Here is a 14214-nt window from a genome sequence, read left to right as displayed (position 1 = left end):
TCGCACACGCCGGCTCCGTCGGACGCACGTTCGAGCGGCCCGCGCGATGAGCGCTGCTCCGCCGGCATCCGTCCGCGTCCGCGCCCCCGGCAAGATCAACGTCTTCCTCGAGGTCGGCGACGTCCAGGACGACGGGTATCACGAGCTCGCCACGGCCTTCCAAGCGGTGTCGCTGTACGAGGAGATGACGGCGACCCCTGCCGATGACATCACCTTGAGCGTGACGGCGAAGGGCCCCGTCGACATCGGGGGCGTGCCCACCGACGACCGCAACCTCGCCGTGCGCGCCGCGCGCCTGCTCGCGCAGACCGCCGGCATCGACCGCGGTGCCCATCTGTCGATCCGCAAGGCCGTTCCGGTGGCCGGCGGGATGGGCGGGGGATCGGCGGATGCCGCCGCCGCCCTGGTTGCGTGCGATGCACTGTGGGGACTCGGCATGCCGATGAGCGAGCTGGCCCGTCTCGCGGCGCGACTGGGCGCGGACGTTCCGTTCGCCCTGCTCGGCGGGACCGCGGTCGGAACAGGCCGCGGCGACGAGCTCAGCCCCGCTCTCGCACGCGGGCGGTTCGACTGGGTGCTCGTGCCCAACGACGAGGGCATGTCGACACCCGTCGTCTACGGCGAGCTCGACGCGCACCGCCGCCGCCACGCCGTCGACATCGGCCCGGCGCCGCGCGTGCCCGCTGTCGACCCCGACGTGCTGCACGCGCTGCGCCAGGGCGACGCCGAGATGCTCGCTCAGACCCTGCGCAACGATCTGCAGGCGCCCGCGCTGCACCTGCGGCCCGATCTCGCGCGCGTGCTCGAGCGCGGCGAGAGCTCGGGAGCGCTCGCGGGCATCGTGTCGGGATCCGGTCCCACGCTCGCGTTCCTCACCGCCGACGAGTCTTCCGCGATCGACCTGCAGGTCACCCTCAGCGCGGCGGGACTCGTCGCTCTGCACGTGCACGGCCCCGTGCCGGGCGCCCGTGTGGTCTGACCGCGGCGCACCATAGTGCAGGTCGACACACGGAGCAATCTTCGCCTCGGGGCCCCGCGACCTGGTTAGCCTCGTTCGAGGTGGTTCGTCACCGCTGGGTGCCGTGCCCGCGGGGCGCCACGAAGGGGGTTTCCCATGAAGGCAACACTCGACGGCGTCGTGATCGCCGAAGCCGACCGCGACGACCTGGCCTCGATCGAGGGCAACTGGTACTTCCCGCCGCAGGCGGTGCGCGAGGGCGCGCTGCACGAGAGCCCCACGCCCTACACCTGCCCGTGGAAGGGCGCCGCCCAGTACTGGAACATCTCGGTCGACGGTGCGGAACTCCCCGACGGCGCATGGTCGTACCCCGATCTGTACCCGGGCGCTGTGGATCGCGTCGGCAAGGACTTCGCCGGATTCGTCGCGTTCGACCGCAAGGTCGTGGTCTCCGACTGAGGTCGGGCACTCACATGATCGAGTTCTCCGCCGTCTCGAAGGTGTTTCCCGACGGCACGCGCGCCGTCGACGACTTCAACCTCGTCATCCCCTCTCGCCAGACCACCGTGTTCGTCGGGTCGTCCGGCTGCGGCAAGACGACGCTGCTGCGCATGATCAACCGCATGGTCGAGCCCTCGTCGGGCACGATCCAGATCGACGGTGCCGACATCAGCGGCAAGCCCGCCGTGCAGTTGCGTCGCAGCATCGGCTACGTCATGCAGAATTCCGGGCTCATGCCGCACTTCACCGTGGCCGACAACATCTCCACGGTCCCCGTGCTGCAGGGCCAGAGCCGCAAGGCCGCTCGTGCGCGTGCGCTCGAGCTCATGACCACCGTCGGTCTCGACACGGCCATGGCCGACCGGTACCCGAGCCATCTCTCGGGCGGCCAGCAGCAGCGCGTCGGTGTCGCCCGCGGGCTCGCGGCCGACCCCAACATCCTGCTCATGGACGAGCCGTTCGGCGCCGTCGACCCGATCGTGCGCGACGAACTGCAGCAGGAGCTCCTCCGCCTGCAGCGCGACATCGGCAAGACGATCGTCTTCGTCACGCACGACATCGATGAGGCGTTCCTGCTCGGCGACCAGGTCGTGATCCTCGAGAAGGGTGCCAAGATCGCCCAGGTCGGCACCCCCAGCGAGATCATCGAGAACCCCGCGAGCGACTTCGTGGCCAGCTTCATCGGCGCGGTCAAGGGTAAGCGCGCGCTGCACCTGAAGCAGACGCCGACCGGCACGGTCGTGGTCGACGCCGAGGGGCGTACGCAGGGCGCGATCGTGGAGGATGCTCACCCGTGAATTGGGTAGGGAACAACCTCGACCTCATCGCGCAGCTGACCGTCGTGCACCTGCGGCAGAGCCTCATTGCGCTCGTGGTCGGTTTCGTCATCAGCATTCCGCTCGGGTGGGTGGCCTGGCGATACCGCCTGGTGCGCAGCAGTGTCATCACCATCACCGGGCTGCTCTACACGATCCCGTCGCTGGCCCTTCTCATCCTGGTACCCGTCGTGACCGGGTGGTACAGCATCGTCAGCGAGACGAACCTCGTCGTGGCGCTGGCCATCTACGCCGTGGCGATCCTCGTGCGAGCGGTGGCCGACGGCCTCGACTCGGTCGACGCGGGGGTTCGCCAAGCCTCCACTGCGATCGGCTACGGGTCGTTCCGGCGCTTCGTGGCCGTGGACTTCCCCCTGGCCGGTCCGGTCGTCCTCGCCGGGCTCCGCGTGGCTTCCGCGAGCACAATCGCGCTGGCGACGGTGGGCATCCTCGTCGGCATCCAGAACATCGGCTATCTCTTCACCAACGGGTTGCAGCGGCGCATCATCCCTGAAGTCTTCGCGGGCGTGATCGCGGTCGTCGTTCTCGCTCTGGTCATCGACCTGCTCCTCGTCGTGGCGGGACGGCTTCTCATGCCCTGGACGCGGGGAGCGAAGACCGTGTCCCGGCAGGGCAACCGGACGTTGGTGAAGGCATGAACCTCATCGGCGACGCGATCGGATGGATCTTCGGCGGCGACACGGGGCAGTTCGACCCCATCCCGGTCGCCATCGCAGGCCAGCTGCTGTACACGCTCATCGCGATGGTCATCGCCGGCGCGATCGCCATCCCCCTCGGCTGGTTCATCGGTCACACCGGCAAGGGGCGCGAGACCGCCGTCGCGATCTCCGGGGCCGCGCGGGCGATCCCCTCATTCGGTCTCCTCATCCTGCTGACCCTGCTGCTGGGAGTGCTGCACAAGCCCGAAGCGGCGGTCATCTCTTTCATCGTTCTCGCCATCCCGTCGCTGCTCGCGGGCGCGTACACCGGGTTCGAGGCGATCGATCGTCGCGTCATCGACGCGGGACGGTCGATGGGGATGACCGAGACGCAGGTGTTCTGGCGCATCGAGGTGCCCCTCGGGCTCCCCCTGCTCGTCGGAGGCATCCGCGCGGCGACCCTGCAGGTGCTCGCAACCGTCACGATCGCGGCCTACATCGGCCTCGGTGGACTCGGCCAGTACATCATCGCCGCCATCCCGCTGCGCCGCTTCGACATCCTCATCGGCGGCGCCATTCTCGTGGCCGTGCTGGCCCTGGTGATCGACGGTCTCTTCGCCCTCCTCCAGCACCTGGTCGTACCCCGCGGTATCCGCGCGGCCGGTGCTGCGCAGCCGCAGCGTCGATCCGCACGACAGCGACGCGCGGAGGCCATCGCCGTGGGTGCCCCGGCTGCACCGCCGACCGCGCCCTGACCCCACCCGACTCCCGAACCACCAGAAAAGAGAGCACCCATGTTCACAGCACGAACCACCAAGGGCCTCGGCCTGATCGCCGGCCTCGCGGTCGCCTCGCTCGCCTTCGCAGGCTGCAGCGGCGGCTCGTCCGACCCGCTGAGCAACGGCGGCGGCGCCGCCAGCGGCTCGTCCGACACCATCGTCGTCGGTTCGCAGGCCTATTACTCGAACGAGATCATCGCGGAGATCTACGCCCAGGCCCTCGAGGGCGCCGGCAAGACCGTGACGCGCCAGTTCCAGATCGGTCAGCGCGACGCGTACATCCCGCTCCTCGAAGACGGAACCGTCTCGGTCTTCCCGGAGTACACCGGCAACCTCCTGCAGTTCTTCGAGAAGGACACCACCGCGCGCACCGCAGACGATGTGTATGCGGCGCTGCCGGCGGCCCTCCCCGAGGGCCTTGAGGTCCTCGACCAGTCGTCCGCGACCGACCAGGACTCCTACACGGTCACGAAGGCGTTCGCCGACGCGAACGGCTTGACCAGCATCGCCGACCTCGCCAAGGTGACGACGGGGCTCACCCTGGGCGGCAACGCCGAGCTCGCCGAGCGCCCGTACGGGCCCGCCGGACTCGAGTCGACCTACGGCGTGAAGGTGCAGTTCTCGGCAACCGGCGAGACCACCGTCGACGACCTGGTCGCCGGCACCGTGCAGGTCGCGAACGTGTACACGTCGGAGCCTCGCATCCAGACCGACGACCTCGTCACCCTGACCGACCCGAAGGGCCTGTTCCTCGCGTCCAACGTGGTACCGGTCGTCAACTCGAACGTCGCGTCCGAGGTGTCGGACGTGCTGAACAAGGTCAGCGCCGCGCTCACCCCTGAGGGACTCGTCGAGCTGAACGTGAAGTCCACGGTCGACGAGGAGTCGACGCCCGACATCGCCAAGGAGTGGCTCTCGGCCAACGGCTTCTGAGCCCGTACCGCTCACGCGGGGTCGTCCGGTTCGCCGGGCGGCCCCGCGTCGTTTTCGCCCGCGAGACTGCATCTCGCCGACATGTCGATGTCAGGGTGCAGCCCGGTTGTCAGCGGGTTGCCGTCTCGGCGCGAAGGAGGGGCCCGCGTCCGAGCGCTTCGCGCGGAAAAGGCGGGCGGATGCCGACGCCCCGGGCACCGCGTAGCCTGGGACGGATATGGCACATCTGCTCGGGGGCGAAGCCCTGCACCTGGAATACCCGACCAAGGTCGTCTTCGACTCCGTCTCGCTCGGCGTGAACGAGGGCGATCGCATCGGGATCGTCGGCCGCAACGGTGACGGCAAGTCGAGTCTGCTCGGCATGCTCGCCGGCATCCGCGAACCCGACGGCGGTCGCGTGACCGTGCGCGGCGGGGTCACCGTCGGTGTACTCGACCAGCAGGACACCCTCGACGACGATGACACGATCGGCCACGCGGTGGTCGGAGATCGCGCCGAGCACGAGTGGGCGGGCGACTCCCGCACGCGCGACGTGATCGCGGGACTGCTCGGCGACCTGCCGTGGGACGCCCGTCTCGGCGACCTCTCGGGTGGTCAGCGCCGCCGCGTCGCGTTGGCGAAGCTGCTCTCGGGCGACTGGGACGTGCTGTTCCTCGACGAGCCCACCAACCACCTCGACGTCGAGGCCATCACCTGGCTCGCCGCCCACCTCAAGAAGCGGTGGGCGCCCTCGGCGGGCGGCCTTCTCGTCGTCACGCACGACCGGTGGTTCCTCGACGAGATCTGCACCGCGACCTGGGAGGTGCACGACCGCATCGTCGAGCCGTTCGAGGGCGGGTACGCGGCGTACATCCTGCAGCGCGTCGAGCGCGACCGCCAGGCGGCGTCGATCGAGCAGCGCCGGCAGAACCTCGCGCGCAAAGAGCTCGCGTGGCTGCGCCGCGGCGCCCCGGCGCGCACGTCGAAGCCGAAGTTCCGCATCGACGCGGCGAACGAGCTCATCGCCGACGTGCCCGAGATCCGCGACAAGGTGGCCCTGCAGTCCCTCGCGGTCGCGCGGCTGGGCAAGGACGTCGTCGACCTGCTCGACGCGGGCGTCTCCTTCGGCGACAAGACGGTGCTGGAGGACGTCGAGTGGCGCATCGCGCCGGGCGAGCGCACCGGCATCCTGGGCGTGAACGGCGCGGGCAAGTCCACGCTGTTGAGCCTCGTCACCGGATCGCTCGAGCCGACGAGCGGCCGCGTCAAGCGTGGCAAGACGGTCAAGGTCGCCACCCTCACCCAGCGGCTCGACGAGCTCGACCAGCACCTGAACGACCCGGTGCGCGTCGTCATCGCGGGACTCCGCACGACCTACGCCTTCGGTGCCGGCTCGAAGTCGCAGGAGCTCACTCCAGGTCAGCTTCTCGAGCGACTTGGCTTCTCGAGCGCGCAGCTGTCGACGCCGGTGAAAGACCTCTCGGGTGGGCAGAAGCGGCGCCTCCAGCTGCTGCTGGTCATCCTCGACCAGCCGAACGTGCTGATCCTCGACGAGCCCACCAACGACCTCGACACCGACATGCTCGCGGCGATGGAAGACCTGCTCGACTCGTGGTCGGGCACCCTCCTCGTCGTCTCGCACGACCGCTACTTCCTCGAGCGCGTCACCGACCAGCAGTACGCGATCCTCGACGCCAAGCTCCGGCACCTCCCCGGAGGAGTCGACGAATACCTCCGTCTTCGGGCGATGCAGGATGCCGAGCCGTCGCGGTCCGCGTCGACCGGCGGTTCCGCCTCGACTCCGGGCCTGCAGGGCGCGGAACTCCGTGCCGTGCAGAAGGAGGCCTCTGCCACCGAGCGGCGCATCGAGAAGCTGCAGCAGCAGATCGACAAGGCGAAGGCCGCGCTCGTCGACCACGACCAGGCGGACTACGAGGGGCTCGGCAAGGAGATGCAGCGCATCTCCGCTCTCGAGGGCGAGCGCGACGAGCTCGAGATGCGGTGGTTCGAGCTCACCGAGACGATCGGCTGACGGCATCCGGAACCGCCTTCGTGCGCGTCAGTGGATCGCGTACTCCAGTAGCACGATGAAGACGCCCAGGCACGCGGTGGCGAACGCCCCGAGCAGTCGGCCCGCGAGGCCCGCGCCGCGACGGCGGTAAGCGTTGTAGCCCAGCAGGGCGAGCACGATGAAGGTCGACCACATGCTCAGGTCGGCCGCGTCGTCGACCGACACGCCCGTCGCGCCCGCGATGAGCAGCACGAGCACCGAGGGGACCGAGGCGTAGAGCATGCCCGCGCCGTGCCGCATGCCCTCGCGGGTCGCGTGCCGCAGACCGTGATCGGCGTGCTCGGTGAGCGTGTGGGCGAACACGTGGGCGATGAAGAAGACGACGAGCGAGGTGGCGGCGCTCAGCAGCACCTCGCCGACGGAATCGGCGTGGTCGTCGGCGATGGTCACGAACGCCGCGAACACGATGAGGCCGTAGATGGCGGCGGGGGAGCGGAAGCGTACGTCGAACCACGACTTCACCCGCTGCCAGCGGGTGGGGGCGTCCGTCGGCGCGCTCACGCGTCGAACCCCAGGCTGAGCTTGCGCAGCAGCGTGGCGAGGCGGTCGCGGTCGTTGCGGGCGAGCCCGTCGAGCAGCAGGGCCTCGGCGTCGACCAGGCGCGTGATCGCGGCATCCACCCGAACGCGTCCGTCTTCGGTGAGCGTGACCAGGATGCTGCGTCCGTCGCCGGGATCGGCCTCGCGGCGCACGAACCGGCGGGCCACCAAGCGATCGATGCGGTTGGTCATCGTGCCGCTCGAGACGAGGGTCTGCTGCAGCAGCTGCTTGGGGCTCAGCTGGTACGGCTCGCCCGCGCGGCGCAGGGCCGAGAGCACGTCCCACTCCCACGACTCGATGTCGCTGCGGCGGAAGGCCTCTTTGCGGGCGATGTCGAGATGGCGCGACAGGCGCGCGACGCGGGAGAGCACCTCGAGGGGCGAGAAGTCGAGGTCGGGGCGCTGACGCATCCAGGCCTCGACGATGCGGTCGACCTCGTCGCTGTCCTGGCTCGTGCTCACGCTCTCATTATGGCCAGCCCACCGCGTCGTGACAGCGCGCCCCTCATCGGTGGGGCCCGCGTCTGGCAGACTTGACCGGTGCCCTCGGGCGCGGTCCGCCGTGGTGTAACGGCAGCACGACAGCCTTTGGAGCTGTTAGGTCCAGGTTCGAATCCTGGCGGCGGAGCATGACATCATCGACCGAGCTGGCCGTCGTCGTCCTCGCCGCGGGCCAAGGCACCCGTATGAAGTCGCGCACCCCCAAGGTGCTGCATCCGGTGGGCGGTCGCCCGCTCGTCGGGCACGTGCTCGACACCGCCGCCTCGCTCGACCCGGCGCGCATCGTCGTCGTCGTGCGGCACGAGCGCGAGCTCGTGGCCGAGACGGTGTCGGAGCTCGCTCCCGGCGTCGTCGTCGTCGATCAGGACGAGGTGCCCGGCACGGGGCGCGCGGTCGAGGTCGCCCTCGACGCGCTCGACGGCTTCGAGGGCGACGTCCTCGTGCTCAGTGCCGACGTCCCGCTGCTCGAGACCGGCACCCTCACCGAGCTGCTCGCCACCCACCGCTCCGGCGGGACCGCCGTGACGCTGTTGAGCGCGCGCGTCGACGAGCCCTTCGGCTACGGCCGCATCCTGCGCGATCACACCGACGGCGTGAGCCGCATCGTCGAGCAGAAGGACGCCTCGGCCGAAGAGGCCGCGGTCACCGAGATCAACGTCGGCGTGTACGTGTTCCAGGCGTCACCGCTGCGCACGCAGCTCGCGCGCGTGGGCACCGCCAACGCGCAGGGCGAGAAGTACCTCACCGACGTCGTCGCCCTGCTGCGCGAGGCCGAGCTCGGGGTCGCGGCATCCGTCACCCGCGACGCCTCCGCGGCGCTCGGCGTGAACGACCGCGTGCAGCTGTCCGAGGCCGGGCGCACCCTCAACGCGCGCACGGTGCGCCGCTGGCAGCTCGAGGGCGTCACCGTCGTCGACCCCGCCACCACGTGGATCGACGTCACCGCGACGCTCGCCCCCGACGTCACGATCCTGCCGAACACGCACGTGCGCGGCGCCACAGCCATCGCCTCGGGCGCGACCATCGGCCCCGACACGAGCCTGACCGACTGCGAGGTGGGCGAGAACGCCACCGTGACCCGCACCGACGGCACGCTCGCGGTCGTCGAGGCCGGCGCCACCGTCGGCCCGTTCGCCTACCTCCGCGCCAACGCGCGCGTCGGCGTGAACGGCAAGGTCGGCACCTTCGTCGAGGTGAAGAACTCCTCGATCGGCGAGGGCAGCAAGGTGCCCCACCTGTCGTACATCGGCGACACCGAGATCGGCCGCGGGGTCAACCTCGGCGCCGGCGCGATCACCGCGAACTACGACGACGTCGCCAAGCACCGCACCGTCATCGGCGACCAGGTTCACAGCGGATCGCACAACGTCTTCGTCGCGCCGGTTACGATTGGAGCCGGTGCCAAGACAGGTGCCGGTGCGGTCATCCGCAAGGACGTTCCGGCCGGTGCTCTGGCGCTCAGCGTGTCCCCCCAGCGCAACATCGAGGGGTGGGTCGAGAAGAACCGACCGGGCACCGCTGCGGCCGACGTGGCTGCGCGGGCTCGGGCTGAACAGGAAGCGGCCGATGGCTCGTAAGAAGAATCGTGTAGACCTCGACCGCGACAACGGCATCGCCCCCGGGCTCGTCGCCAAGACCAAGAAGCGGCTCGTCGTCGCCTCGGGTCGGTCGCACCCCGAGCTCGCCGCGCAGGTCACGCAGCACCTGGGCACCGAGCTCGCCCCCACCGAGCACCGCACCTTCGCCTCGGGCGAGATCTACACCCGCTTCGAGGTGTCGATCCGCGGCTGCGACGTGTTCGTCATCCAGTCGTTCGGCCCTCCGGTCAACGAGTGGCTCATGGAGCTGCTCATCATGCTCGACGCGCTCAAGCGCGCCTCGGCCAAGCGCATCACGGTGGTCGCCCCGTACTTCCCGTACTCGCGTCAGGACAAGAAAGGTCGCGGCCGCGAGCCCATCAGCGCGCGCCTCGTCGCCGACCTGCTCAAGACCGCCGGCGCCGACCGCATCATGAGCGTCGACCTGCACGCCGCGCAGATCCAGGGCTTCTTCGACGGCCCCGTCGACCACCTCTTCGCCAAGCCGGTGCTGCTCGAGCACTTCGAGCAGGGCCTGTCGACCGAAGACCGCGAGACCCTCACGGTGGTCTCGCCCGACATGGGCCGCGTGCGCGTGGCCGACACCTGGTCGGACAGCCTGGGCGCGCCCCTGGCGATCATCCACAAGCGTCGTGACCCGAAGGTCGCCAACCAGGTCTCGGTGCACGAGATCGTCGGTGACGTGAAGGGCCGCACCTGCCTGCTCGTCGACGACATGATCGACACCGGCGGCACGATCCAGAAGGCCGCCCAGGCGCTCAAGGCGTCGGGTGCCCGCAAGGTCATCGTCGCGGCGACGCACGCGATCTTCAGCGACCCGGCCACCGAACGTCTGCAGGATCCCGCGATCGACGAGGTCGTCGTCACCGACACCATCCCGATCTCCGCCGAGCGTCGGTTCGACCGGCTCACCGTCCTGCCGATCGCGCCGCTGCTGGCGCGCGCGATCCACGAGGTCTTCGAAGACGGCTCGGTCACGAGCATGTTCGGCGGCGACGCGTAGGACGTTCCCGATCGACCATTCCCAGCCGCCTGCCCTCCGGGGGAGGCGGCTGGGTTCGTTCGAAGGCCGCGCGTGCGCCGTCGTGCGGACTCCGGGGCCGACACGCCGGTCCCGACGGCTAGCGAGGGGGCGTGTCGACCGTCTCGTCCGCACGACGGCGCACCGAGCGCTCACAGGTGGCACAAATGTGTGAACCCGCTCGCCGTCAAGGTCGTGTCCCTAGCGTGAGCTCGACCGAGCCGCGAGGCACGACCGAAGGAGGACCCTCATGATCCGCACCACAGCCGTACCCCGTCCCGTCCGCGTCGGAACCGCCCTGTTGGGCGTGGCCGGCATCGTCACGCTCGCCGGCTGCTCCGGCGGCACGTCGGACGCCGCGGCCCCCGCCGCGAGCGAGGCCGCCCCCGCGGCGAGCTCGGCGCCCTCGACCAGCGCGGCCGCCGACGCCTCGAGCACGTCGGGTGCGTACAAGGACGGCACGTACGAGGCCACCGGGCAGTACGCGACCCCCGAGAGCGTCGAGACGATCGACGTCACCCTCACGGTGGCCGGCGACACCGTCACCGCCGTCGAGGTGACCGGAGACCCCCAGGCCGCGGAATCCAAGCGCTACCAGGGCGAGTTCATCGGCGGCATCCAGAGCGAGGTCGTCGGCAAGAAGCTCGACGAGCTGTCGGTCAGCAAGGTCGCCGGTTCGTCGCTGACCAGCGGCGGCTTCAACAAGGCGGTCGACACGATCAAGACCGAGGCCAAGGCCTGACGATCATGGTCACCCCGACCGCGACGGCCTCGACCTGGGCGTTCGACGCGATCGGCACGTCGTGGGCGATCGACACGGCGGCCGAGCTGCCCACGGTCGCCCGCGACGCCGTGTCGGCCGTCATCGAGCGTTTCGACCGCGAGTGGTCGAGGTTCCGTGCCGACTCGCTCGTGTCGGAGCTGGCCGAGGGGCGCGCGGCATCCGTTCCCGCTCCGAGCGACGCGGATGCCATGCTCTCGCTCTACCGCGAGCTCGACGAGGCGACCGCCGGGGCCGTGAACCCGTTGGTCGGCGACGCGCTGGCGCGCCTCGGCTACGACGCGCGCCTCACCCTCGCCCCGTGGGGAGGGCCGCAGCCCGCGCCCGCGTGGCGCGATCTGCTCACCTGGGGCGACACGCTGTCGCTGGGCGCCCCGGCCACGATCGACGTCGGTGCTCTCGGCAAGGGGCGACTCGTCGACCTGGTGCTCGACGTGGTCACCGCCCACGTCGAGGGCGATGTCGTCGTCGACGCCTCGGGCGATCTGGCCGTTCGCGGGGAGCCCGTGCGGGTCGGTCTCGAGCACCCGTACGACGCCTCGCGCGCGATCGGTATCGCCACCGTGACGAAGGGCGCGTTGGCGGCCTCGGCCATCAACCGTCGCGCGTGGGGCGAGGGCCTGCACCACGTTCTCGACGCCCGCACCGGTGCGCCGGTGAACGCGTTCGCGGCGACCTGGGCCCTCGCCGACACCGCGATGCACGCCGACGCCCTGGCCACCGCGTTGTTCTTCGACGGTGGCCCGCGCCTCGCGGCCTCGTGGAACGCGCAGTGGGTTCGCATGCGCACCGACGGCCGCGTGGAGTGGTCGCCCGGATTCGAAGGAGAAGTGTTCTCATGAGCGTCACGCTCACCGCGGGCTCGACCCGCGTGCTCGGTCTGATCGGCCGCGTGTCGATGTACCGCCTGGTCATGGCCTCTCTCGGCCTGCTCGCGGTGATCTCGCTCGTGCTGTCGTTCGCCGGCCTCGTCGTCCCCGAGCCGCTCGAACTGGTCGCGAGCGCCGTCGTGCTCGCCCTCGCGTGCGTGGCGACGGACCTGGTCGCGCAGGGCGTGCTCCGGATGCCGCGGCGTGTGGAGTCCTCGCTCATCACGGCCGCGATCCTGCTGTTCGTGCTGCGGCCCACGCTCGAGCCGGTGGGACTCGCCGGACTCGCGCTGGCCGGGGTCGTGGCATCCGCGTCGAAGTACCTCCTCGTGTGGCGGGGCCGGCACATCTTCAACCCGGCCGCCACCGGCGCGTCGGTGCTCACGATCGTCAGCATCTGGTCGCCCGACCTGGGCTCCTCGGCCTGGTGGGTGGGGTCGCCGTGGCTCGCTGCGCCCGTGCTCGTGCTCGGGGTGCTCTTGCTGCTGCGCACCGACAAGCTCCCGATCGTCGTGGTCTTCTGGGTCGTCGCGATGGCGGTGGCGTTCACGCGCACGAGCGTGCAGTTCCAGGCGGCGGGCTTCCCCGTCGATGTGCCGAGCGTGCTGCTGCAGGTGGCGTTCTCGTCGCCGTTCCTGTTCCTCGGGGCGTTCATGCTGTCGGAGCCCCTGACCCTGCCGCCGCGGCGGATGCAGCAGTACGTCGTGGCGGTGCTGGTGGGCGTGCTCGCCGGCTGGCCGATCCCCGTCGGCGAGGTCACGCTCGGTCAGGAGCGCGCCCTGCTGGTCGGCAACCTCGTGGCCTTCCTGTTCTGCCTGCGCGCTGCCGTGCGCCTGCAGGTCGAGGGGCGCCGCGACCTGACCCCCACGGTGCGCGAGCTGACCTTCCGCGCGGCGCGTCCGTTCTCGTTCTCGCCCGGGCAGTACCTCGAGCTCGACGTGCCGCACCGCAAGCCCGACGGACGCGGGACCCGTCGCGAGTTCTCGATCGCTTCGGCCCCCGAAGACCTGCCCGAGGTGCGGATCGCTTTCAAAGACGGCTCGCAGTCGTCGTACAAACGCGCCCTCGCGGCGGTCGAGCCGGGCTCGACCCTCGCGGTGACGGGCGTGTGGGGCGATTTCGTGCTGCCGTCGCGGCCCACGGCACCCGTCCTGCTGGTGGCGGCGGGCATCGGCGTGACGCCGTTCGTCTCGCAGCTGCGTCACCTCGTGGCCACCGATCAGCAGCGCGACGTCGTGCTGGTGTACGTGGTGTCGGATGCCGAGGAGCTCGCGTTCCGCGACGACATCGCCGCCAGCGGCATCCGCGTCGTCGTCTTCTCGCGCGACGAACCGCGTGACCTGCCGGCGGGCTGGGAGTGGGCGGGGCCGGACCGCGTCGACGCCTCGTCGCTCGTGCGCGCGGTGCCCGACCTCGCGCAGCGCGCGGCCTATGTGTCGGGCCCGCCGCGGCTCATCTCCGCACTCGCCCCGGCCCTGTCGAAAGCGAAGTCGCTGACCACCGACGCGTTCGCGGGGTATTGACGGAGAAGGTGGCGGGCGCGGCCGGCGTCAGGGAGAGTGGGGGCATGGAGTCCGGATTCTTCCCCGCCGACCCGCCCGCCACCGAGCCGCCCGTCGAGCCGCGTCGAGAGCGCAATCCGTCGTTCGAGCCGTCCGCCGACGAGCTGCCCGTGCTGTTCGCCGTGTCCGAGGTGATCGCGCGCGGAGAGAACGTCGTCATCGCGCTGACGGGTGTCCGGGTCTTCTCCGACGGCATCGAACTGCTGGTCGATCGTCACCTGCGGCGCGGTTCGATCGACGAAGGCGACTGGCGTCAGGTGCATGAGATGTTCGCGGAGCACTGGGGGAGGGGCGCGCTCGCGCCCGATCGCCTGCGCTGGGGTGTCGTACTCGGCGACGGCACGCGGCTGTTCGCCGAGGATCGCTTCGGTGCACCCTTCGACGCCGACCCCGACCGGCACACGATGCGCGTCAACGGCGGCAGCGGGAGCGGTGACGACGACCGCTACACGATGCGCAATCAGCTCTGGGTCCACCCGCTTCCCCCCGAGGGGCCGCTCGAACTGGTCGTGCAGTGGCCGGCGTTCGGCATCGGCGAGTCGCGGGTCGTCCTCGACGGCGGGCGGATCGCCGCTCTCGCGCCGTCGGTGAAGCCGCTGTGGGGCTGAGGCGCGCAGTGAGCGCCTGAGTCTCGGCATCCGGAGCCGT

At 70.5% G+C, this 14214-nt stretch carries 15 protein-coding genes and 1 tRNA gene; 14 read left to right on the top strand and 2 right to left on the bottom strand.

The window, feature by feature from the left end:
* Positions 1 to 46 precede the first annotated feature (46 nt).
* From RWH43_RS14790 to RWH43_RS14760, 7 genes are all read left to right on the top strand, one after another.
* Positions 47 to 979 (top strand): 4-(cytidine 5'-diphospho)-2-C-methyl-D-erythritol kinase, encoded by a 933-nt coding sequence (locus RWH43_RS14790; protein ID WP_144834243.1) that lies wholly within the window; start codon positions 47 to 49, stop codon positions 977 to 979.
* 135 nt (positions 980 to 1114) lie between these two features.
* Positions 1115 to 1417, top strand: coding sequence for a DUF427 domain-containing protein (locus tag RWH43_RS14785; protein WP_144834245.1), 303 nt, complete (start codon positions 1115 to 1117; stop codon positions 1415 to 1417).
* 14 nt (positions 1418 to 1431) lie between these two features.
* Positions 1432 to 2256 carry an ABC transporter ATP-binding protein gene (locus RWH43_RS14780; protein ID WP_316001828.1) on the top strand — a complete coding sequence of 275 codons (825 nt, stop codon included), beginning with the start codon at positions 1432 to 1434 and terminating at the stop codon, positions 2254 to 2256.
* Positions 2253 to 2933 (top strand): ABC transporter permease, encoded by a 681-nt coding sequence (locus RWH43_RS14775; protein WP_144834249.1) that lies wholly within the window; start codon positions 2253 to 2255, stop codon positions 2931 to 2933. Before RWH43_RS14780 ends, RWH43_RS14775 begins: the two co-directional genes overlap by 4 nt.
* Positions 2930 to 3688, top strand: a complete 759-nt coding sequence (locus tag RWH43_RS14770; RefSeq protein ID WP_154097574.1) for an ABC transporter permease — start codon at positions 2930 to 2932, stop codon at positions 3686 to 3688. Before RWH43_RS14775 ends, RWH43_RS14770 begins: the two co-directional genes overlap by 4 nt.
* A gap of 39 nt (positions 3689 to 3727) precedes the next feature.
* Positions 3728 to 4645, top strand: a complete 918-nt coding sequence (locus tag RWH43_RS14765) for an ABC transporter substrate-binding protein (protein WP_144834253.1) — start codon at positions 3728 to 3730, stop codon at positions 4643 to 4645.
* Positions 4646 to 4862: 217 nt separating this feature from the next.
* On the top strand, positions 4863 to 6656 hold the full coding sequence (locus RWH43_RS14760; RefSeq protein WP_316001827.1) for an ABC-F family ATP-binding cassette domain-containing protein: 1794 nt from the start codon (positions 4863 to 4865) through the stop codon (positions 6654 to 6656).
* A 27-nt stretch (positions 6657 to 6683) separates the two neighbouring features.
* Here the strand turns inward: RWH43_RS14760 and RWH43_RS14755 are convergent, their stop codons facing one another.
* Both RWH43_RS14755 and RWH43_RS14750 read right to left on the bottom strand, forming a co-directional pair.
* Positions 6684 to 7196 (bottom strand): hypothetical protein, encoded by a 513-nt coding sequence (locus RWH43_RS14755; protein ID WP_144834257.1) that lies wholly within the window; start codon positions 7194 to 7196, stop codon positions 6684 to 6686.
* The gene (locus RWH43_RS14750; RefSeq protein ID WP_144834339.1) at positions 7193 to 7645 is read right to left on the bottom strand and encodes a MarR family winged helix-turn-helix transcriptional regulator; all 453 of its coding nucleotides are present in this window, start codon (positions 7643 to 7645) and stop codon (positions 7193 to 7195) included. The genes RWH43_RS14755 and RWH43_RS14750 overlap by 4 nt, the downstream gene beginning before the upstream one ends.
* A gap of 145 nt (positions 7646 to 7790) precedes the next feature.
* On the opposite strand from RWH43_RS14750, the gene RWH43_RS14745 reads away from it, so the two are divergent.
* From RWH43_RS14745 to RWH43_RS14715, 7 genes are all read left to right on the top strand, one after another.
* Positions 7791 to 7862: transfer RNA gene (locus RWH43_RS14745), tRNA-Gln, on the top strand.
* Between the two features lies 1 nt (position 7863).
* Positions 7864 to 9312 carry a bifunctional UDP-N-acetylglucosamine diphosphorylase/glucosamine-1-phosphate N-acetyltransferase GlmU gene (gene glmU / locus RWH43_RS14740; RefSeq protein ID WP_144834259.1) on the top strand — a complete coding sequence of 483 codons (1449 nt, stop codon included), beginning with the start codon at positions 7864 to 7866 and terminating at the stop codon, positions 9310 to 9312.
* Positions 9302 to 10336, top strand: coding sequence for a ribose-phosphate diphosphokinase (locus RWH43_RS14735; RefSeq protein WP_144834261.1), 1035 nt, complete (start codon positions 9302 to 9304; stop codon positions 10334 to 10336). Before glmU ends, RWH43_RS14735 begins: the two co-directional genes overlap by 11 nt.
* A 268-nt stretch (positions 10337 to 10604) precedes the next feature.
* The gene (locus RWH43_RS14730; RefSeq protein ID WP_144834263.1) at positions 10605 to 11096 is read left to right on the top strand and encodes an FMN-binding protein; all 492 of its coding nucleotides are present in this window, start codon (positions 10605 to 10607) and stop codon (positions 11094 to 11096) included.
* Between the two features lie 5 nt (positions 11097 to 11101).
* Positions 11102 to 11977, top strand: coding sequence for an FAD:protein FMN transferase (locus tag RWH43_RS14725; RefSeq protein WP_316001826.1), 876 nt, complete (start codon positions 11102 to 11104; stop codon positions 11975 to 11977).
* Positions 11974 to 13527, top strand: a complete 1554-nt coding sequence (locus RWH43_RS14720) for an FAD-dependent oxidoreductase (protein WP_316001825.1) — start codon at positions 11974 to 11976, stop codon at positions 13525 to 13527. The genes RWH43_RS14725 and RWH43_RS14720 overlap by 4 nt, the downstream gene beginning before the upstream one ends.
* A gap of 44 nt (positions 13528 to 13571) precedes the next feature.
* A complete protein-coding gene (locus RWH43_RS14715) occupies positions 13572 to 14174 on the top strand; it encodes a hypothetical protein (protein WP_316001824.1) in 603 nt (200 codons plus the stop codon).
* Positions 14175 to 14214 lie beyond the last annotated feature (40 nt).

Origin of the sequence: Microbacterium algihabitans (assembly GCF_032464975.1) — a bacterium.
Taxonomy (GTDB): Bacteria; Actinomycetota; Actinomycetes; order Actinomycetales; family Microbacteriaceae; genus Microbacterium; species Microbacterium algihabitans.
This window is presented reverse-complemented; position numbering and strand designations above follow the sequence as displayed.

Coding starts and splice junctions, on each gene's coding strand:
- RWH43_RS14770 (WP_154097574.1), top strand. CDS start 2,930: ATGAACCTCATCGGCGACGCGATCGGATGGATCTTCGGCGGCGACACG.
- glmU (WP_144834259.1), top strand. CDS start 7,864: ATGACATCATCGACCGAGCTGGCCGTCGTCGTCCTCGCCGCGGGCCAA.
- RWH43_RS14750 (WP_144834339.1), bottom strand. CDS start 7,645: ATGCGTCAGCGCCCCGACCTCGACTTCTCGCCCCTCGAGGTGCTCTCC.
- RWH43_RS14735 (WP_144834261.1), top strand. CDS start 9,302: ATGGCTCGTAAGAAGAATCGTGTAGACCTCGACCGCGACAACGGCATC.
- RWH43_RS14780 (WP_316001828.1), top strand. CDS start 1,432: ATGATCGAGTTCTCCGCCGTCTCGAAGGTGTTTCCCGACGGCACGCGC.
- RWH43_RS14715 (WP_316001824.1), top strand. CDS start 13,572: ATGGAGTCCGGATTCTTCCCCGCCGACCCGCCCGCCACCGAGCCGCCC.
- RWH43_RS14785 (WP_144834245.1), top strand. CDS start 1,115: ATGAAGGCAACACTCGACGGCGTCGTGATCGCCGAAGCCGACCGCGAC.
- RWH43_RS14760 (WP_316001827.1), top strand. CDS start 4,863: ATGGCACATCTGCTCGGGGGCGAAGCCCTGCACCTGGAATACCCGACC.
- RWH43_RS14720 (WP_316001825.1), top strand. CDS start 11,974: ATGAGCGTCACGCTCACCGCGGGCTCGACCCGCGTGCTCGGTCTGATC.
- RWH43_RS14725 (WP_316001826.1), top strand. CDS start 11,102: ATGGTCACCCCGACCGCGACGGCCTCGACCTGGGCGTTCGACGCGATC.
- RWH43_RS14765 (WP_144834253.1), top strand. CDS start 3,728: ATGTTCACAGCACGAACCACCAAGGGCCTCGGCCTGATCGCCGGCCTC.
- RWH43_RS14790 (WP_144834243.1), top strand. CDS start 47: ATGAGCGCTGCTCCGCCGGCATCCGTCCGCGTCCGCGCCCCCGGCAAG.
- RWH43_RS14730 (WP_144834263.1), top strand. CDS start 10,605: ATGATCCGCACCACAGCCGTACCCCGTCCCGTCCGCGTCGGAACCGCC.